Annotated in this window: 22 protein-coding genes, 2 tRNA genes and 1 pseudogene; 9 read left to right on the top strand and 16 right to left on the bottom strand. The window is 49.7% G+C overall.

Annotated features, from left to right (window positions below):
- Positions 1-13 precede the first annotated feature (13 nt).
- Positions 14-2,470, top strand: coding sequence for an ankyrin repeat domain-containing protein (locus tag QNN86_RS08460; protein ID WP_414210916.1), 2,457 nt, complete (start codon positions 14-16; stop codon positions 2,468-2,470).
- Positions 2,471-2,613: 143 nt separating this feature from the next.
- Here QNN86_RS08460 and QNN86_RS08455 read toward each other — a convergent pair.
- From QNN86_RS08455 to mtfA, 3 genes and pseudogenes are all read right to left on the bottom strand, one after another.
- Positions 2,614-2,764 (bottom strand): annotated as a pseudogene (locus QNN86_RS08455) (Arm DNA-binding domain-containing protein); the annotation flags it as partial.
- A gap of 160 nt (positions 2,765-2,924) precedes the next feature.
- Positions 2,925-3,000 (bottom strand) — tRNA-Asn (locus tag QNN86_RS08450).
- Between the two features lie 100 nt (positions 3,001-3,100).
- Entirely contained in the window at positions 3,101-3,898 is a 798-nt protein-coding gene (gene mtfA, locus QNN86_RS08445) for a DgsA anti-repressor MtfA (protein WP_135912245.1), read from the bottom strand.
- 93 nt (positions 3,899-3,991) lie between these two features.
- Between mtfA and QNN86_RS08440 the strand changes: the two genes are divergently transcribed.
- Together QNN86_RS08440 and QNN86_RS08435 are read left to right on the top strand one after the other, a co-directional pair.
- A tRNA-Ser gene (locus tag QNN86_RS08440) sits at positions 3,992-4,081 on the top strand.
- Between the two features lie 602 nt (positions 4,082-4,683).
- Entirely contained in the window at positions 4,684-5,370 is a 687-nt protein-coding gene (locus QNN86_RS08435; RefSeq protein ID WP_414210914.1) for an outer membrane protein, read from the top strand.
- Positions 5,371-5,425: 55 nt separating this feature from the next.
- Here QNN86_RS08435 and ompC read toward each other — a convergent pair whose 3' ends face one another.
- Positions 5,426-6,613 carry a porin OmpC gene (gene ompC, locus QNN86_RS08430; protein ID WP_414210913.1) on the bottom strand — a complete coding sequence of 396 codons (1,188 nt, stop codon included), beginning with the start codon at positions 6,611-6,613 and terminating at the stop codon, positions 5,426-5,428.
- A gap of 399 nt (positions 6,614-7,012) precedes the next feature.
- Between ompC and QNN86_RS08425 the strand changes: the two genes are divergently transcribed.
- The 3 genes from QNN86_RS08425 (at position 7,013) to QNN86_RS08415 (ending at position 9,660) form a co-directional block, all read left to right on the top strand.
- Entirely contained in the window at positions 7,013-7,708 is a 696-nt protein-coding gene (locus tag QNN86_RS08425; protein WP_414210912.1) for a phosphohydrolase, read from the top strand.
- 73 nt (positions 7,709-7,781) lie between these two features.
- Entirely contained in the window at positions 7,782-9,212 is a 1,431-nt protein-coding gene (locus tag QNN86_RS08420; protein WP_414210911.1) for a DNA cytosine methyltransferase, read from the top strand.
- Entirely contained in the window at positions 9,193-9,660 is a 468-nt protein-coding gene (locus tag QNN86_RS08415) for a very short patch repair endonuclease (RefSeq protein ID WP_181619151.1), read from the top strand. The genes QNN86_RS08420 and QNN86_RS08415 overlap by 20 nt, the downstream gene beginning before the upstream one ends.
- Here the strand turns inward: QNN86_RS08415 and yedA are convergent.
- Positions 9,652-10,572 carry a drug/metabolite exporter YedA gene (gene yedA / locus QNN86_RS08410; RefSeq protein WP_414210910.1) on the bottom strand — a complete coding sequence of 307 codons (921 nt, stop codon included), beginning with the start codon at positions 10,570-10,572 and terminating at the stop codon, positions 9,652-9,654. The genes QNN86_RS08415 and yedA overlap by 9 nt on opposite strands.
- Before the next feature lie 178 nt (positions 10,573-10,750).
- Between yedA and QNN86_RS08405 the strand changes: the two genes are divergently transcribed.
- Positions 10,751-11,662: a DUF808 domain-containing protein gene (locus QNN86_RS08405; RefSeq protein WP_115259966.1), complete on the top strand. Its 912-nt coding sequence runs from the start codon at positions 10,751-10,753 to the stop codon at positions 11,660-11,662.
- 77 nt (positions 11,663-11,739) lie between these two features.
- Complete coding sequence (locus QNN86_RS08400) at positions 11,740-11,919, top strand: YodC family protein (protein ID WP_170973029.1); 180 nt, start codon at positions 11,740-11,742, stop codon at positions 11,917-11,919.
- Between the two features lie 206 nt (positions 11,920-12,125).
- Here the strand turns inward: QNN86_RS08400 and yodD are convergent, their stop codons facing one another.
- Complete coding sequence (gene yodD / locus QNN86_RS08395) at positions 12,126-12,353, bottom strand: YodD family peroxide/acid resistance protein (protein WP_096757522.1); 228 nt, start codon at positions 12,351-12,353, stop codon at positions 12,126-12,128.
- 163 nt (positions 12,354-12,516) lie between these two features.
- Between yodD and dsrB the strand changes: the two genes are divergently transcribed.
- Positions 12,517-12,705: a protein DsrB gene (gene dsrB / locus QNN86_RS08390; protein ID WP_170974186.1), complete on the top strand. Its 189-nt coding sequence runs from the start codon at positions 12,517-12,519 to the stop codon at positions 12,703-12,705.
- Positions 12,706-12,760: 55 nt separating this feature from the next.
- Here the strand turns inward: dsrB and rcsA are convergent, their stop codons facing one another.
- The 10 genes from rcsA to fliJ all read right to left on the bottom strand — a co-directional run bounded on the left by rcsA (position 12,761) and on the right by fliJ (position 19,507).
- On the bottom strand, positions 12,761-13,384 hold the full coding sequence (rcsA, locus tag QNN86_RS08385) for a transcriptional regulator RcsA (protein ID WP_181219414.1): 624 nt from the start codon (positions 13,382-13,384) through the stop codon (positions 12,761-12,763).
- Between the two features lie 281 nt (positions 13,385-13,665).
- Positions 13,666-14,460 (bottom strand): flagellar biosynthetic protein FliR, encoded by a 795-nt coding sequence (fliR, locus tag QNN86_RS08380; protein ID WP_115258834.1) that lies wholly within the window; start codon positions 14,458-14,460, stop codon positions 13,666-13,668.
- An 8-nt stretch (positions 14,461-14,468) separates the two neighbouring features.
- The gene (gene fliQ / locus QNN86_RS08375) at positions 14,469-14,738 is read right to left on the bottom strand and encodes a flagellar biosynthesis protein FliQ (protein WP_115258833.1); all 270 of its coding nucleotides are present in this window, start codon (positions 14,736-14,738) and stop codon (positions 14,469-14,471) included.
- Between the two features lie 9 nt (positions 14,739-14,747).
- Positions 14,748-15,485, bottom strand: coding sequence for a flagellar type III secretion system pore protein FliP (gene fliP / locus QNN86_RS08370; RefSeq protein ID WP_181619154.1), 738 nt, complete (start codon positions 15,483-15,485; stop codon positions 14,748-14,750).
- Positions 15,485-15,862: a flagellar biosynthetic protein FliO gene (gene fliO / locus QNN86_RS08365; protein ID WP_182270057.1), complete on the bottom strand. Its 378-nt coding sequence runs from the start codon at positions 15,860-15,862 to the stop codon at positions 15,485-15,487. Before fliO ends, fliP begins: the two co-directional genes overlap by 1 nt.
- Positions 15,862-16,275 (bottom strand): flagellar motor switch protein FliN, encoded by a 414-nt coding sequence (gene fliN, locus QNN86_RS08360; RefSeq protein WP_096757515.1) that lies wholly within the window; start codon positions 16,273-16,275, stop codon positions 15,862-15,864. Before fliN ends, fliO begins: the two co-directional genes overlap by 1 nt.
- Positions 16,272-17,276 carry a flagellar motor switch protein FliM gene (fliM, locus tag QNN86_RS08355; protein WP_115258830.1) on the bottom strand — a complete coding sequence of 335 codons (1,005 nt, stop codon included), beginning with the start codon at positions 17,274-17,276 and terminating at the stop codon, positions 16,272-16,274. The genes fliN and fliM overlap by 4 nt, the downstream gene beginning before the upstream one ends.
- A 4-nt stretch (positions 17,277-17,280) precedes the next feature.
- Entirely contained in the window at positions 17,281-17,748 is a 468-nt protein-coding gene (fliL, locus tag QNN86_RS08350) for a flagellar basal body-associated protein FliL (RefSeq protein ID WP_182270056.1), read from the bottom strand.
- Positions 17,749-17,852: 104 nt separating this feature from the next.
- Entirely contained in the window at positions 17,853-19,067 is a 1,215-nt protein-coding gene (gene fliK / locus QNN86_RS08345; RefSeq protein ID WP_279276999.1) for a flagellar hook length control protein FliK, read from the bottom strand.
- A complete protein-coding gene (fliJ, locus tag QNN86_RS08340; RefSeq protein WP_096757511.1) occupies positions 19,064-19,507 on the bottom strand; it encodes a flagellar export protein FliJ in 444 nt (147 codons plus the stop codon). The genes fliK and fliJ overlap by 4 nt, the downstream gene beginning before the upstream one ends.
- Positions 19,508-19,517: the final 10 nt, after the last annotated feature.

The following is a 19,517-nucleotide window of genomic DNA, read 5'->3' as shown; positions in this document are numbered from 1 at the left end:
GATAAGGAATTTTATGCTGAACTGGATTTTTAAGGATAGTAAACTCACGCTACGGCATATTTGCTTAGACAGCAAACTCTCCACCTCTAAAAAAATACAAAAAATTGAGACGTACCTTGCTAATGGAGGGGATGTCAATTTTATTGATCCCGATATTTCCCCTTGTAACGTCCTGGTTCCTCTCTCACGCAGTCCCGAGTCAGATATCTCCCTGGTACAATACTTATTCGATAAAGGGGCGAAAATTGAGTACAATGGTTTTAGCGCCTTTCATTCAGCTATTGAGTTTAATAATACGGCGTTGGTGAGGCTTTACCTCACTTTAGGTGCCGATCTTTATTATCAAAATCGCTACAATAATTGTTGGCTTAATTACCTTTATCACCCCGAGTCACAGTATACCTACCAGGATTATCAACGCAGAGACATGATTGACCTTCTGCTTGACGCTCATTTAGACATCAATAAGCCTGTGAGTTTTTGGACCAATGGTGAACTTAATCTTCCACTGGAAATATTATATTCTGAAAGAAGTAAAGACCTTTTTATACATATCATAAATAAAGATATTGCGTTGGATATCGAAGCATCTGCGCTGATTGAAAATATTATTTTTGCGAGTGAGTTTTGGGGGCTTGAAACCTTTTCGCCGTTGGTGAAACGGTTTCCTGACTTTAAAAAAGAACGCTACATTATGGCCAATGATAGCAGTTTTTGGGATGACGCCAATTTGTTGGAATTGTGCGTTTATGCCAACGCACAGGACTTCTGCGAATATTTACTCGACAATTTGCCACAACTGAAAGCCGATTCACGCGCCAAAAGTCTGGTCTATGCGGCACTGAAATCTAAGTTTGATTTGAGAATTGTCGAGAAACTGCTTAAGGTGACCGTCGATATCAATCGCATCTATAAGATGACGCCACCAGAATCTTACCAGGCATCGTTGATCAGCCAGTACCTCGACAATGACAAATATACTGACCCCGATCAACGTGACTACATCTATCAGGCTCTTGAGCTGTTACTTAAATATGGCGCTGACCCCAATAGTGAATTTGTCAATACAGGTGAATCCTATGAGATGTTGATTTGGTCAAATTTACGATTACTGGTCTTCCCCATGGTAAAAAACAGAACGTTTTTACCCCAGTTTCTCGATCTCTTTTTACAGTATGGTCTCGATATCAATAAGAAATTTGGTGCTGTGGAAGAACCGACCTTACTGACCATCACCCAGCGCGGTTCATGGAAAGAAGATCAAGAAACGATCATTCAGGTGATGGAGTATTTGCTCCCTAAGGGACTCGATTTAAACCTGACCAATATTTACGATACTAACTTTGTCTCAGCCGCGGCTATTTCTTGCCGCAGTCAACTCCTTGAATGGCTGATTAACCAAGGGGGCGATATTCATACCCATTGTGGTTTCGATAACTCGCCGATATTACATAAAGCGATTTCTACCTACTCTATAGACGCAATAACCGGCCCAATACGGCGTCAAACCGTTCAGTTGCTGTTACAACATGGCGCAAAACTCGAAGAGTTTTCAGTCGATGAACGATTTACACCGTTGATGTGCGCCTGTTACTACGGTGCTCAATCCTGTGTCGAACTGCTCCTGGAGCAAGGGACAAACCCGCATGTGAAGAATGGTGAGGGTTTCACACCTGCCCTGTGCGCCGTCACCGGCGGTGTCTCAAATGAATTTCCCCGTTTTGAATCCACGGCTGTGCGGATCCTGAAGTTATTACAGCAGTATGGTGCTGACCTGGCCGTAGAGAATTGCCGTGGTAACAGTCCACTCGTGGCGGCAATCGAATTGGATCATAAAGAGATATTTGAAGCACTTCTCCAGATGGTGCCGTATAGCCAGGCACAACGTGAACACGCGCTTGTCTTTGCAGAGCCGGAGAGCTACTTCCACCTTCGTCTACGCCAACATATCAACAGCGAAACGGCGCAAGAGGTTACGCCACTCCCAACTGAAGAAGAAAGCGAAGTAGTCGAGCCAGCCTTACCCCATACCGAAGTTAAAGCTGGCGTCGGGGCAGGAGAATCACAGCCTTTCGTAACAAAAAGCGGACCAGAGGCCAGCAGTGCGGCATCGGATAAACTTCATCTTCCGACGATTATCGAACTTAAAGCCAAAGTGCAGAGCTTTTTTACACTGATCGCCCGTGATCCTGACGTCTCGCCTGCGCAGCTATACGGTATTGAAGAACAACTCGATCTGTTAATTGAAAAACTGGATACCTTCAGCTTTTTTCGCAATCAAGCGACCAAAGAGGAATTTGAAGAGAGTATTCAGGAATATCTTGATGAATCCGTCGAGCAGATCAACACCATCATTAATGATGATTATCCGGCGTTGACCGAGGCGTTGGTCGATGCCGTGTGGGTGATTTTGCAGTTCTACCGCGTTGATATCGAGATTGAAACCGCACTCAGAAAACGTTTCTGGTAACGTTTCATTTTCGAATAGAGCTGTCTGGCTGTGGCTGTGGCTGGGTCTGCTTGTTAAATCTCGTGAGAGACTGCCGAAAAGCGGTCCGGCGATTGTCAACACCGATCACAATCGCCGCATGGATCTCTTCGCACTGCTTTTTCTCTTTTCACTTTGCCGTCACTACGATACTTGAGATACCAGTGACGTGAGTCGGCCCGGTTTAATCAGAAGATACAGATCGTGAGAGTCAGAGATCTTAAAGGGTTTATCAGATGGATTGAGACTGCGGATTTTGGTGTCAGTAAGAGGCATATGGGGTCACTCCGTAGTAAAACTAACCGGACCCCAGATTTGACCACCAATTTTTCCCGATGCGGAGGATAAAATCAAAATGCATCGGGAGAAGTTTTCACGCTAAGCTGTTGTATTAAAACCATACAGGCGTTAATGAAGCTGCACGAAAACAAGAATTTGGCTCCTCTGACTGGACTCGAACCAGTGACATACGGATTAACAGTCCGCCGTTCTACCGACTGAACTACAGAGGAATCGTGTGAACGAGGCGCATATTACTGACCTCACCATGACGTGTCAACAGTAAAATTAGCACGTCATTTCAATTGGTTAATTAATCCTCAAAATGCAGTGTTAATGCACATTCGATGAGCGATTATTCTCATCTTCCCGATTATCGCGTAGTCGTTGCAGGGGATTCTGCCGATAAAATTGGGAAAAACGCTGCCATAGTGCAGGAAAACGAGGCGCAAATAACTCGGGTGCGCTGAAGTAATATTCAGATAACACGGCAAAACATTCGGCAGGATCGGTCGCAGCATAGGCGTCTATACTGCAAGCGGTTTCACCCACCAGGTCAACTTCATCCTGAATATTATTCATTGCCGCATGCAAATCGTGTTCCCAGCCAGCGATATCCCGCAGCGGGATCGCCGGGATACCGCTGGCCCGATCGCCATTGCGCATATCCAGCTTGTGTGCCACTTCATGGATAATCAGATTAAAACCGGAGGCATCGAAGGAGTCCTGAATATCGAGCCAGTTCAGGATAATCGGCCCCTGCTGCCAGCTTTGCCCGGATTGAACGACGCGTTGGTTATGCACCAATCCAATGTCATCCTCCCATTCATCATCCACGACAAACGGGGCAGGGTAGATCAGAACTTCATGAAAACCATCAAGCCACTCGATACCCAATTCCAGAATGGGCAAACAGAAAAGCAGAGCAATACGCGCACTTTTTAGCGGGTCCAGTTCAAGCCCCTGCAGTGCAACTAACCTTTTTTGCTGTAAAAAACGCTCAGCCAGCGCGATAAGTCTGGCTTGTTCTTGCTCAGTGAGATTCACCAGAAGAGGAATTGCCAGGGCGTCATCCCACGGCCAGTCATCATTCCGGGTTGTTTCTTGCTCTTTCCAGGGCCACTTAATCATCGTTTTGCTCGCAAACTCGTCACTTGAACGAAATTGACGGAACGGGGTCTGTTAAAATGCCAAATTACCTGGCATCATGGCAACCGCCAGAACGGAGAGATGCCAGAGCGGCTGAATGGACCGGTCTCGAAAACCGGAGTGGGGGCAACTCTACCGGGGGTTCAAATCCCCCTCTCTCCGCCACTATTCAAACAGTTAGCTCAATTTCTTGCAACGACACACATCACACTTAGCATGACATGCAATCGCCGTAGGGAATAATATCTCTTTTCTGAACGTTTCTTTTAGCCATTTTTTATGCCTAAAGACGTGGCGACCGTCCAATTTTTCTCTTTCTACACAGTAAATTCGAAAATGCGTCTCGCATACTATGCACCTATTGATTCATCAATGGGCACATTTTTGACGAAAAAATGAACTCAGTAACAAACCGGCTTGATGCGGGCAGAGTTTAGTTCGATGCCAAAGGTATTGGCAAACGTCTCTATCGCTTGGGCTGAAGTTTGTCATACTTTATTTTAGTGTATTAATAACGACTGAAATAATTAGGTGTCTTTTTATTTACAGGCGTTAGGTATAAAGATTTTTTAATTCTATTAAACTGTTCAGCTTAAATAAATATATTGATTAAACGTATATTTAAAATTCAAAAAACATCTGGTATGTAATTGAATGAAAGGATAGCATGCTGCCGTTTAGCGGTAATTTTTTTGCAATTTAAACCAATGAAAGTGGATTTATTTTTAATATATTAATATTCGATTATTGAAGATTAAGGTAGGATTATGCGTAATTCATTGCTTACTGTCGCGTTATTGCTTACTTCCAATATGTCCTATGCGTATGAAAATGCACCATTCGAGGGATGGTATGCTGGTGCAAACGTAGGTTGGGCAGAAGGAACGACACAGGATAATTATAATCCAAGTTCTGATGAAAGAGATTTGGAAGGAGATATTGGTGGTTTACAGGTTGGTTATAACTGGCAGTTGGTTAATAATATTGTCCTGGGAATTGAAGGTGGGTTATCTTTATCTGATATCGAAGATGAAAATGGTGGGAATCTGGAAGGTAATAATGAATGGTACGGAAATAGTGAAATTAAAAACACTGCTAATTTAAATTTAAAAATTGGTTATGCTTTCTACAATTGGCTACCGTATGTTACTACTGGTTTAACTGTTGCATCAATGGATTATATGTCGGGTTGCCAATCAAATGGACAGTCTATGGGCTCTGATTGCGAAACTCCATTTGAATCCAGTGCTGATGATTTTCGCGTAGGCTATAATGTTGGCGCAGGGGTACAATATAAATTTATGGATAGTTTCTCTGCGGCAATTGAGTACTCTTACACAGATTTAGGTGAAAGCACTGCGAATCTTTACGACCCTAACTTCCCGAAGTACAGTCGTGTGGATTACGAAACAAAATTTCAGACGATGACTTTAAGAATTAATTATCACTTTTAAAATATGTTAAAAAGCCCGCTTCATATGGAGCGGGCTTGCTGCGTATTAAACAGAATTAGAACTGGTAGACTAAACCAAGGGCAACGATGTCATCGGTGGCGATGCCATTACTTTCATAGAAGTTGTCGTCTTCGTCCAGCAGGTTGATTTTGTAATCAACATAGGTGGACATGTTTTTGTTGAAGTAGTAAGTCACGCCAACATCCACATATTTGACCAGATCTTTGTCGACGTAACGCCAGTTGCCACGACTTACTTCCTGACCACCTAAATCACTGCCTTTAGACTGCAGGTAGGCGATAGATGGGCGCAGACCGAAATCAAACTGGTACTGAGCAACGGCTTCAAAGTTTTGCGTTTTGTTGGCAATGCCGCCATTACCTTCGCCGTCACCGCTGCCGTAATAGGTCATATTGCGGGTTTCAGAATACATGGCTGCCAGGTAAACGTTGTAGGCATCATATTTAGCACCAACGGTCCAGGCTTCAGCCGTTTCACCGCCAGCATAGTTGTTACGCTGGTTTATACCATCCTGGTAGCCACGAGCAACCTGGTCGTCGGTACGGTCAGAACTGGAGTATGCTGCTCCGAGGCTTAAACCGAAGTCAAAGTCATAGGAAGTCGACATCCCGAAGCCGTCGCCATTTTCTTTAGCCAGTTTTCGACCTTCGCTATTTCCAGAACCTTCCTGACCGGTCCAGGATCCTTCCCCTTCATTATTACCCTGGTACTGCAGGGCAAAGTTCAGACCATCAACCAGGCCAAAGAAACCTTTGTTACGGTAGGTCGCCACGCCGTTGGTGCGGCCGGTCATATATACGTCGGTCTGGGTGTAGGTATCGCCACCAAATTCTGGCAGCATATCGGTCCAGGCTTCTACGTCGTAGACCACGCCGTAATTACGACCGTAGTCGAAGGTACCGTTTTCACCAAAGCCTAAACCGGCAAATCCCAGACGCGTCCATGAATCGCCTTTGTCGCCTTCGGTACCGTTGGCCATAACCTGATATTCCCACTGACCGTAGCCGGTGAGCATATCGTCAATCTGGGTTTCGCCTTTAAAGCCCAGACGCGCATAGGTCTGATCGCCGTCGCTGCCAGCGTCATCAGAAAAATAACGCAGGCCATCGACTTTGCCGTACAAATCCAGTTTGTTGCCATTCTTATTATAGATTTCTGCCGCATTTGCTGCGCCTGCAGCTAATAATGCCGGGAGAAGAAGTGCCAGAGCTTTTCTTTTCATTATGTATTCCCTTATGATAATAATTGATGTGAATATGTAGTTCTATCCGAAAGACTACATTTGGATACTATTCTATGAAGTTCATTTATTTTAAAATATTACATGTAACAAATGTATTTAAAAGATTTCAAAATATTTCTGTTTGAATTTTTGTTATTTATTTAATATGTTTTCATGCTTCGTATTTGCCATGTAAATGATTTATTTATCATTGGGTTATGAGTTTGATGTTAATTATATTTAATTTTGATTTTATATTAATTTAATATGTTTATGTTGATTGTATTTATAATTTGTAGGTTCTGGCTCTGGCCCATAATGATTAATCATTTGATGTTATAAAATAGATGAGTTAATTTATGCGGTGTATATATGGCCGTAGCGCTCGCGAGGAATAGCATGGATTTACAGTACTGGCAGTCGCAATTTGAAGCATGGTTACGTGAAAATCATCTCGGGCAGGATGCAGCCCATGACATCTTTCATTTTCGTCGTGTGTGGATGACGTCACAACAGCTGGGTGCTGATGCAACCATCGACTGGCTGGTGGTGCTGACAGCCTGCTATTTTCATGACCTGATCAGCTTGCCGAAAAACCATCCTGACCGACATCGCTCGTCGGTACTGGCGGCGCAGGAAACTTGCCGCGTATTGACACAGTTTTTCCCCACATTTCCAGAAGACCGGCTGCCGGCGGTAAGTCATGCCATTGAAGCACACAGTTTTAGCGCAAAAATTTCGCCAACTACGATCGAGGCCAAAATTGTTCAGGATGCTGACAGACTTGAGGCGTTGGGGGCCATTGGCTTAGCCCGCGTATTTGCAGTTTCTGGCGCACTGGGGGTGGCACTGTTTGATGCGGAAGACCCTTTTGCACAACACCGTGTTCTTGATGACAGGCAGTATGCGCTCGATCATTTCCAGACCAAATTATTGCAACTGCCGCTGACGATGCAAACGAATCATGGACGGTATTTAGCGCAGCATAACGCCGATTTTTTGTTGACCTATATGGCGAAATTGAGCGCCGAGCTAAAAGGGGAGTATGAGTCGCTGGATCTCGCCGCAATTCAGCCTTTTAAGGCGCATTGGTAGCCTGTACAGCTGAAACGTAAACGCCTCTGTTTTATGTTAACCTGTCGCTAATCCATTTCGGCCGGTTAAATGTATGCAGGAAAATTTTTCAGTAACAGGCACCATGAACCTGATGACAGAAGATACCGGGATCGCCGTGCAGGTGATGTTGGCTAAGCTGCTTGAGATTTACGACGTGAAAACGCTGGTGGCTCACCTTAATGGCGTCGGTGAGCATCACTGGAGCCCGGCCATCTTTAAACGTGTGGTTGCGAACGAGACATGGCACCGCCTGAGCGATCGTGAATATTCCCACCTGAAGACCTTGCTACCGACGCCGCCGGTGCATCATCCGCAGTATGCTTTTCGTTTTATCGATCTTTTCGCCGGAATTGGCGGTATTCGCCGCGGCTTCGAAGCGATCGGTGGACAGTGCGTGTTTACCAGCGAGTGGAACAAGCATGCGGTGCGTACTTACAAAGCGAATTACTATTGCGATCCTGACCAGCACCATTTTAATGAAGATATTCGCGATATTACGTTAAGCCATCGTGCCGGGGTGAGCGATGAGGAGGCGGCTGAACATATCCGCCAGCATGTCCCTCAGCATGATGTGCTGCTGGCCGGCTTTCCCTGTCAGCCGTTTTCGCTGGCAGGCGTCTCCAAGAAAAATGCCTTAGGTCGTGCGCACGGTTTTGCCTGTGATACGCAAGGTACGCTATTTTTCGACGTGGTCAGAATCATTGATGCCCGCCGTCCGGCAATCTTTGTGCTGGAAAACGTCAAAAACCTGAAGAGCCATGACCAGGGGAAAACGTTTCGCATTATTATGCAAACGCTGGATGAGCTGGGGTATGACGTGGCGGATGCGGCGGAAAACGGGCCGGACGATCCTAAAATTATCGATGGAAAACACTTTTTACCGCAGCATCGCGAACGTATTGTCCTCGTGGGCTTTCGCCGCGATCTGGATCTGAAAACCGACTTTACGCTACGGGATATTGTCACCCGCTACCCGCAACGACGTATTACGCTGGCTGAGCTGCTTGAACCGACCGTTGACGTGAAATACATCCTGACGCCGGTGTTGTGGAAATATTTATATCGCTACGCGAAAAAGCATCAGGCGCGGGGGAACGGCTTTGGCTACGGCATGGTATATCCTGGCAATCCGCACAGCGTAACGCGCACGTTATCTGCGCGCTATTACAAAGACGGGGCAGAAATATTAATCGACCGTGGCTGGGATATGGCGCTGGGTGAACAGGATTTTGACGATCCGCACAACCAGTTGCACCGACCACGTAGACTTACGCCCCGAGAGTGCGCGCGCCTGATGGGATTTGAGTCGCCTCAGGGTTATCAGTTCCGTATTCCGGTGTCTGATACCCAGGCCTATCGCCAGTTCGGCAATTCGGTGGTGGTCCCGGCATTTGCGGCGGTAGCCCGACTGCTGGAGCCAAAAATCAAACAGGCCGTCGCGCTGCGTGAGAAAGAGAGTCTGCATGGCAGACGTTCACGATAAGGCCACGCGCAGTAAAAATATGCGGGCAATCGCAACCCGCGATACGGCGATTGAGAAACGTCTGGCCAGCGTATTGACGGAGCAGGGGGTTACATTTCGCGTGCAGGATGCGGTGTTACCTGGCCGCCCTGACTTTGTGGTGGATGACTACCAGTGTGTTGTTTTTACCCATGGCTGTTTCTGGCATCACCACGATTGTTATTTATTCAGGACCCCTGCGACGCGCATGCAATTCTGGCTGGCAAAGATAGGCAAAAACGTCGAACGCGACGCGCGGGATCGCGAGCGGCTGCAGGCACTTGGCTGGCGGGTACTCATTATCTGGGAGTGCGCCATACGAGGGCGAAAAAAACTCAGCGATGAGGCGCTGTCCGAGCGCGTGGTCGAGTGGATCTGCAGCGGTGGTGCTACCGCGCAGATCGACACCCAGGGTATTCATTTACTGTAACGACTTTTCCGACGGTGCGGCGACCGCGTCTGCTTTGACCGGAAACAGGTATTTACCCAGCGTCACCAGCACCACGGCAAAAACAATCACCCCGAGTGCCAGCCACTCGATGAACGCCAGGCTTTCACCTCCCAGACCGGTACCTAATAAGACGGCAACAACCGGGTTGACGTAGGCATAGCTGGTTGCCAGCGCCGGACTCACGTTACGGATCAGGTACATATATGCGTTGATGGCGATAATGGAGCCGAACAGCGCCAGGTAAGCGACCGCCATAAACCCGGAAAAAGATGGCATTGTAGTCAGCTTTTCCCCGGAGATAAGCGAGGCCCCCATCAGCACGATACCGGCGGCGAGCATTTCAATTGCACCGGCCATCATACCCACGGGCAAGGTAATGCGGGAACCGTACACGGAACCGAATGCCCAGCTCATTGAGCCAATCAGGATCAACACCGCCCCCCAGGGGTTACCACTCAAATTCCCGCCGCTGTTAAGCATAATGATCCCGGCCAGTCCGATAGCGATGCCCATCCACTCCAGCTTGCGGGTTTTAATGCCAAAGAAATAGCTGAAGCACAGCGTAAACAGTGGGACGGTGGCGACCACCACGGCAGCGATGCCGGAAGGGACGTTCTGGTGTTCGGCGACGGTGACTAACCCATTTCCCACCGCCAGCAGCAGAATACCGATCAGTGCGGCATTGAGCAGCGGGCGTAATGGCGGTAGTTTGTGGCCGCGCAGAAGTAAAAATGCGGTTAACAAAATCCCCGCAAACAGAAAACGCACGCCGGCCATCATGAGCGGCGGCCAGCTCTCAACGCCAATACGGATAACGAAGTAGGTGGAACCCCAAATGATGTACAGCGCGAACAGCGCGCTGAAAAGCGGTAACAATTGCCTGAAACGCATAATCCCTCACGGTGGAAATAAAAAGGCGCAACATAGTAAACGTCAAAACTATCTCGCTGGCGAGATTTATAATTACCCGATGTTGTTAAAAAATTGTTGACCATAAAGGCCAGTTTCAGCATCACGTTTTTTACTTCATACTTATAGCGGCAAAAAAATAATATTGAGGGTGAAAATTTTGGCAGGAAGTAGCTTACTGACCTTACTCGATGACATCGCCACGCTGCTTGACGATGTCTCCATGATGGGAAAATTGGCCGCAAAAAAAACCGCGGGCGTTCTGGGAGATGACCTGTCGCTTAACGCGCAGCAGGTATCGGGCGTACGGGCAAACCGTGAACTTCCGGTCGTCTGGAGCGTGGCAAAAGGATCTTTCGTCAACAAAGTTATTCTTGTGCCGTTGGCGTTACTGATCAGTGCCTTTATTCCCTGGGCGATTACCCCGTTATTAATGATTGGTGGGGCGTTCCTCTGTTTTGAAGGCGTGGAAAAAGTCCTGCATACGCTGCAGGCGCGCAAACATCAGGAAACGCCGGAAGAACGCCAGCAGCGTCTGGCAGAGCTGGCGGCGCAGGACCCACTGACCTTTGAGAAAGATAAAATCAAAGGGGCCGTACGTACCGATTTTATTTTATCTGCGGAGATTGTGGCGATTACGCTGGGAATTGTGGCCGATGCGCCGTTGCTCAATCAGGTTCTGGTGCTGTCAGGGATCGCTTTAGCGGTGACCGTTGGCGTATACGGCCTGGTTGGCATTATCGTCAAGTTGGACGACATCGGCTTCTGGCTGGCTGAAAAGCGCAGCGCGGTCGCTCAGGCGCTGGGTAAAGGCTTGCTGGTGGTGGCGCCCTGGCTGATGAAAACGCTGTCGGTGGTAGGAACTCTGGCGATGTTTTTGGTAGGGGGCGGCATTGTCGTCCATGGGATCGCGCCGTTGCATCATGCGATCGAGCAGTTCGCCCAGCAACAGAATTCATTCATTTCAATGATGATTCCGACCCTGTTAAACCTTGTATTGGGCTTTATCATTGGTGGCATTGTGGTACTGCTGGTGAAAATGGTCGCAAAACTGCGCGGTGTTTCACACTAATTTTTGTTTACCTGATTATGCAAAAAGGCTGCTTGTCGTCTAAGGTGAAAAGGTTTCTCTTGATACAGGAGGCAGGTATGGTCTTTTCTGTCAGTGAGGAAGTCACCGTGAAACAGGGTGGCCCACGCATGATTGTCACCGGATACGCTAGCGGCATGGTCGAGTGTCGCTGGTACGATGGCTTTGGCGTCAAACGGGAAGCATTCCGTGAAGATGAACTGACGTCCGGTAAAGGGCAACAACGGCAGGATGCCTGAACATTACGTTCAGGCATAAGTGAGTGATCTCTCAACCATTAGTTATATTTATCATTTTGGTGAGAATTATTTACTTGTCAGGCAAAAAAATTGTAGATAAGGTTGGCCTCACATCAGATTTCCTGGTGTAACGAATTTTCAAGTGCTTCTTGCATAAGCAAGCTTGATCCCGACCCACTGAGGGCCGGGATTTTTTTCGCCTGAAGTCAGCGATTGATTTCCGTCACGCTAAAATCGTGGATATCCAACTCAAACGCTTCGGCTAACTCATGCCATGTATGGTAATCACGACCGTCAACACTGACGCGATCCGGGTCATCGCGGCTGCGATGAATCTCGCTCTCGCAGATTTCGTTGATTGCCTCCAGCAGTGCGTCTACATCAACGCTGACCTCACGTTTGGCCGTCTCGCTGTACTCTTTCGCGGTTTTCATTCACCTACCTCTCAACCGTTACGGATACCGGGTGTATGCAGCAAAATCGCTGACGCACACTTTCTAAGTATAGACCGTCGAGAAAACCCGCAATCGCGCGCGCCAGGCGCTGCCAGAAAATAGAATTTGTTCTACACTGGCACAAAGCCACAGGAGGAAAATGATGAAGGTGAATGATCGGGTTACAGTCAAAACGGACGGCGGTCCTCGTCGGCCTGGCCGGGTACTGGCAATCGAGGAGTTTAGTGAAGGCACCATGTACCTGGTTTCGCTGGAAGACTACCCGCTCGGTATCTGGTTCTTTAACGAGTCAGGTCATCAGGATGGTATTTTTGTGGAGAAGGTAGACTAATCATACCGCTTGTGTCTTGATGCTGACTGGTGACATTCCCACCAGTCAGCACATACTAGCGCATATTCACAAAGATACCGTTGGTGACGTTATCGGTGAGTCGAACGACGTGATAGATCACCTGTTTATTATGCGTTTTGATCTTTCGTTTTATATTCCCCTTATGGGATGAGACGGTTTTTGCTTTGATATTCATTTGATCGGAAATCTGAATGGTTCCCTGACCCTCCATCCACATGCGTAACATGCTGGATTCGGTGCGGCTTAATGACAGTGTCGGCAGATTGACATCGACAACAATATCCGCATCCTTTTTAAGAATATCGCCAAGCAATTCGTCCAGTGAATCCGGTTTAATCGACTTTGAACTGATTAATAAATTTTTTCTGACCAGGAGATATTCATCAAAATGGACGTTGGCAATAGCCATAAATACGATAAATAATGTACTGGGATGCTGATTAATGATCTGCTTTATTTGCTGACTGTTAGCCGGATCGTGGATGAAACAGTCTTCATTAATAAACACCACAGCAGGTTGATGTACGTCACAGGCGATACTGAGTTCGTCAACGGTTGAAATACCGTTGATTTCCTTTTTTTTCACCCCCCGGCTTACCAGATACCCGGTCAACCCTAACCGGGTGTAACTGCATAAATCCATAATAATCGTTGACATGGCATACCCTCACTCAATGCGTAACGATAATTCCCCTTACCTGATTATTTCTGCACAACTAAACGGAATAATAACAACCCAAGATGACGCTTTTACTGCTTGTTTTCAGGCGGATTTACTATCCCGTAAAGTTGCGTATAATTTGCCAGGAAACTTCTTAAAGTAAAGTAAATGTTGCGTTCTGTGAGTAAGGCAAAAACAAATAAGCCGCGGCAGCGTTATCCTGGTAGATGTGGTCTATTTTTTAATTTCGGACAATCCTTAGTAAAACAGGATAAATACTATGGGTTATTATTTGTGGGCATTTCACTGATGATATCGGCAAGTAAATTAAAAATTTCGCTGAATAATCGTTCGCAGAATGGGGCAATTAATGGCATTAATGCGGCCATTAAAGAAATACCTACCGTCAGGGTCAGCGGAAAGCCAATGACAAAAACGGAGAGCTGGGGAGCCATACGATTTAACAATCCGAGCGCGAGGTTGAGCGTGAGCAGCAGCGTCATCACCGGCAGCGCCAGCATCAGCCCGTTGAGAAATATTAAGCTGCCCGCGCGGGCAAGGGCGAGGAAGGCATTACTGTTTACCGGGTGACCGCCGATCGGCAGGGTATGAAACGTGTCTACCAGCAGTGAGATCAACCATAGGTGACCGTTAAAGGTCAAAAACAGCAGCATGGCAAGTAAATCCATCAGTCGTGCCAGCACGGGCATGTTCAGTCGACTGCCGGGGTCAAAGAATGTGGCGAAAGAAAGCCCCATTTGCAGGCCAATTAACTCACCGGCCGTACGCACAGCAGCAAATGCAAATTGCATGGTGAAGCCTAACGCAATACCGATCAGGATTTGCTGCATCGCCAACCATAAAGCCGCGATGGAGAAAATTGGCACGTCATTGGCAGGTAGGGACGGGGCGATAACCACCGTTATCATCAGGCCCAATCCCAGCTTTACCCGCTTAGGTATCGCACGCTCACTGAGGATGGGTGCCGTAGAAATGAGTGCCAATACACGCAGCAGTGGCCAGAAATACAGGTTCAACCAGTAAAGCCATTGATCGCTCGTCACCTGCAGCATGGCGGCGTCTACCCGATGATATAGGGGATATTGCTGAACAGCGTACGCACATAGTCCAGCAACAAGTTAAGCATCCACGGCCCGGCCACAATAATAGCGACAAAGACCGCGACAATTTTCGGAATGAACGACAGCGTCATTTCGTTAATTTGGGTTGCCGCCTGCAGGATGCTAATAATCAGCCCCGTCACCAGTGCAACCAGTAACAACGGTGCGGCGAGGGCAAGAGCGACTTTCATCGCCTCGGTGCCCATCATCATGACCGATTCAGGTGTCATTTCGCGCCTCTAACTGTAAAAACTTTGCGCCAGCGAACCGACAAGCAGTTGCCAGCCGTCAACCAGCACAAACAGCATCAGCTTAAACGGCAGCGCGATGGTGGCGGGCGGTACCATCATCATCCCGAGTGCCATCAATACGCTGGCGATCACCAGGTCGATTATCAGGAAAGGAATGAAAATCGTAAAACCTATCTGGAAGGCGGTTTTCAGTTCGCTGGTGACATAGGCTGGCAGCAGAATTCGCATCGGCACTGCTTCCGGTCCCTGTAACGGTCCGCTGTTTGCCAGACGCGCAAACAGTGCCAGATCGGCTTCGCGGGTCTGGCGCAACATAAACTCACGCAGCGGCTGTGCGCCTTTATCTATGGCTTCCTGCATGGAGATCTTCTCTTCGCTGAACGGCTGATACGCGTCAACGTAGATTTTGTCAATCACCGGGGACATGATGAAAAACGTCAAAAATAGCGCCAGTCCAAGTAACACCTGGTTTGGCGGAGCGGACGGGGTTCCCAGCGCATTACGTAACAGACCGAAAACGATGATGATGCGGGTGAAGCTGGTCATCATCAGCAAAATAGCGGGCAGGAACGTCAGCGAGGTGATAAACACCAGCGTCTGCACCGGTAGCGTCCAGCTTTGTCCGCCCCCGGGCAGCGGCTGGCTAACCAGACCGGGAAGCTGGGCCGCGGCCACTGGGCTGAACAGCCACAAACCAAGCAGCGTGAGGGATAACAAACGGCGCATCAGGATCTCCCAGGACGCTTAAGTAAACTCTTCATCATGGACTGGAAATCAGCCGGGGGAGCTGGATTCTCGTCGGCCACCACGGACGTAGGGGGCAGGGTATGCAGCACGTTAATCTGCGAGGCGGTCACACCCAGCACCAGACGTGCGTCCTCAACCTCAACAATCACCACCCGTTCGCGCGGTCCCAATGAGGTGCTGGCCGTGACTTTCAGTCCGCGTGCACCGGCCCCTTTCGGGGAAAAACCCAGGCGTTTAATGACCCAGGCCGCGGCGAGGATCAACAGGATGATGCCCAGCAGCACGCCGCTGACCTGCACCAGCGGTGATCCGGGAACGGCGGTGGGCTGAGAGACGGTAGCCTGGGTGTTCATCATTAACGGCTCAGGCGGCGCATACGTTCAGACGGCGTAATAATGTCAGTGATACGCACGCCGTATTTATCTGCGACGACAACCACTTCACCCTGAGCAATCAGGTAACCGTTGATCAGAATATCCAGCGGCTCGCCCGCCAGACCGTCAAGTGCGACGACGGAGCCTTGCGTCAGGCGCAGCAGCTCTTTGATGGTCATGCGAGTGCGGCCCAGTTCGACGGTCAGCTTGACCGGAATATCCATGATCAGGTCGATGTCCTGCAGTGTACCGCTGACGTCCCCGCCGCCTAACTGCTGGAATACCGCATCTACCGAACTTTTAGCGGTGGTCGTTGTTTGCTCATTTAACGCGTCAGCCCACAGATCGTCCAATGCACCAGTGTTCTCATCGGACGGATTATTCATGTCACTCATTTGGGCTGTTCCTCATTCAGCGAATTCAAAATCGGGTTGATCAAATGTTCTACGCGTAACGCATACTGACCGTTTACGGTGCCATATTGGCTGGTCAGCACAGGCACGCCGTCCACATGAGCAATAATGCGGTCGGGTTTTTCAATCGGCAGCACATCGCCGGGTTTGAGCTTTAAAATCTGCGACAGGCGCAGCGGAATGTCGGCAAAGTTCGCCACCAGCTCCAGCTCTGAATGCTGAACCTGACGCACCAGGTTATTACGCCAGTTCTGATCCTCATTGCGCGAGTTTTCCAGCGGCGGGTTAACCAGCAGCTCGCGCAACGGTTCAATCATGCTGAAGGGCAGACAGATGTTAAATTCACCGGTCAGGTTACCAATCTCAACGTGGAACGGTGTGTTGACCACGATGTCGTTCGGTGAGGTGGTGATATTGGTAAATTTCACCTGCATTTCCGAACGCACATACTCCACTTCCAGCGGGTTGATCGCTTTCCAGGCATCGCTGTAGCTTTCCAGCGCCAGCTTCAGCATGCGGTTGATCACGCGCTGTTCGGTATGGGTAAATTCGCGACCTTCCACCTTCGTCGGGAAGCGTCCATCACCGCCAAACAGGTTATCGACGGCGATAAACACCAGACTCGGCGAGAACACCACCAGACCCGTCCCGCGGAGCGGTTTCAGGTGGATCAAGTTCAGGTTGGTCGGCACCGGTAAGTTACGCGCAAACTCGTGATACGGCTGGATGCGGATCGCACCCACGGTAATATCCGGGCTACGGCGCAACAGGTTAAATAATCCCATCCGGAACTGGCGCGCGAAGCGTTCGTTGATGATCTCCAGCGCCTGCAAACGCTCGCGAACGACGCGGCGTTGGGTGTTGGGATCGTAAGGACGAATATTGCTTTCGTTTGCAATACCGGAAATAGGTTCGTCTTTGGTGTCGCTATCGCCGTTAAGCAATGCGTCAATTTCAGCCTGAGAAAGAATACTGTCGCCCATGTCTTTACCGCAGAATAAAAGCTGTATAAAGAACGTCGGTGACAACCTGTTTCGGCTGCCCGACAACGAGCGGAGTCGCGAGCGTCTCTTTGATGGACGTAATCAACTGTTGCTTACCTTGCTCGGTGGCGAGCGTGGCGGCATTCTGCCGCGAGAACAGTAGCAGCAAACGGCTCCGCACTTCCGGCAGATATTCGCTCAGGCGCGCGCGCGTCGCTTCGTCCTTCATACGCAGCGTGACCCCGATATACAGCACGCGATCCGCATCACCCAGATTGACGGTAAATGTATCCAGCGCAAAAAACACCGGGGCTGGCGGTGGGGCCGGTTCCGCGCTAACGCTGGCGGACGGCTGCTGATGCATACGCCAGTAGCTATATCCCGCAGTTGCGCAGGCGGCGAGGGTAATTAACACCAACAGAGGGATCCAAATAGCGCGTTTACTCTTTTTGTTAATCGCGGAGTCAGTCATCAGATACGGGCTTCCTGTTTCGGTACAGCTTATGGGCTGATTATCCCGTGTCCTGTCCCCGACAAAGCGTGGAAAAGACGCGGATAATCATGCTACCTCTGGCGTTAGGCGAAGATGTCTACTGCGCCGTCACCGCGCGCGGCGGCTTGCAGTGAGGCAGGCGCGGCCAGAGCGGTGTCATCTTCGCTGGCAAAAATGTCTTGTCCCTGAGTGCGCCCCGCCTGTTGCTGCTGAGCAGATGACTGCTGCTGGCCAGTGAAGCTTTCGCTGCTGATGCTGCTTTGCCCCAACTGGATCCCGCTTTCTGCCAACTGAGTCCGCAGCATCGGCAACGCCGCTTCCAGCGCGGCGCGCACGTGGCTATGCGGTGACACCATTTGCAATTGCGCCTGGTTGTCATCCAGCTTGAGGGAGATTTGCACCTGGCCCAGGTCTTGTGGATGTAAGCGCAGTTCCGCGCTTTGCTGGCCCTGACGGGTAAACAGCGTGACGTGCTGGCTTAATGATTGCTGCCATTCGTGGCTACCCAGCGGGGCGCTGAGTACCGGTGCGGTAGCGGGCAGTGGCTGAGCGTGCGGCTGCGGGCCAGTCGGTGGCGTCATCGTCGCGCCAACGCTTACCGGGGACGGGGTGCTGTCCATCTCCGCGCGGGCGGTTGCCGCCGCCGTCAGCGGGGTTAAGGTAGGATTACGTGTCTGGTCAACGCCAGCGGCGTGCATCGCGCCATCGGCTTCGCCTTTTTTCATCTCACCAGATGTCAGTTCGACGCGGTTATCCGCCGCCCCGCCGGACGAATTGCCGCGCAACAGCGTGGTCAGGGTGGCGTCTGCCGGGGTGGATGCGGTGTCACTGACGGGCGTGGTGATAGGCTGACCCGGCAGCATGGCAAATAGCGCGCTCAGGTTCGCCAGATCCTCATCGCTGAGCGTGGGGGTCTTATCATCGTGTGGCGCGGCTTTGCCTGTCGCCGTCAGGGCATTCACCTTCAGCGACGGCGTGAGTGCCGACAGCAATTGCCGGGCATCGGTCAGGTCGGTAAGCGTTGCGTCCGTTTGCCCGCCTTTTTGTGCCAGCAGATCCGTAAGCTTCACGGCCTGGCCGTTATCGCCCTGTGTTTGCAGCAACCCTTTTTGCAGTTTGCTGCCCGCAGCCTGAAGATCGGCCAGAGACAGCGGGGTATCTTTTCCCTGTGTATCGTCCGCGCCTAGCGCGCCAGCCAGTAGGGCTAAAAAATTTTCGGCTGAATCCACCGCCTTTCCTGACGGAAGCCCTGCGGCAACGTCAATGTCGGTAGTAATCAGTTGCGGTATCGTAATCATTCGGGTTTCCTCATAGCTGCGCGCTGAGCAAATTCATCCATTTTTTTCTGATCCAGGCGGTTTTCAGCCAGTAAGGCCGCCGTGGTTTGTCGGTCCTGTAGGGTTTTCCAGGCCTGCAGCCGTTGTTTTTTATCGCGCCAACTGCTCAGCGCCAGGTCAACTTTCTGTGTCCACTGATTCAGCTGTTGGCGATGTTGCTCGATCGCTTTTTCCAGCGTCTGAATAAATTGCTGGTAGTTGATCCAGCGGTTACTGGTGATCCCCTGACCCATATCGCTATTAAGATTGGTGCGATACTCGTGCTGGTAGTCGATCAGCATCTTTAACTGTTCTTCTGCCTGCTGACAGCCGCGCCGCATTTCGCCTAATAAGATGGCGGCGTCATCGACCTCTTTTTCAGCCAGATCTTTTAGTGTTGCCAGTGCACCATGTTGTGCCATGACCTATGCT

Origin of the sequence: Citrobacter sp. C348, assembly GCF_047467975.1 — a bacterium.
Taxonomy (GTDB): Bacteria; Pseudomonadota; Gammaproteobacteria; order Enterobacterales; family Enterobacteriaceae; genus Citrobacter; species Citrobacter gillenii.
The sequence above is the reverse complement of the archived record's forward strand: the minus strand, read 5'-3'. Positions and strand labels throughout refer to the sequence as shown.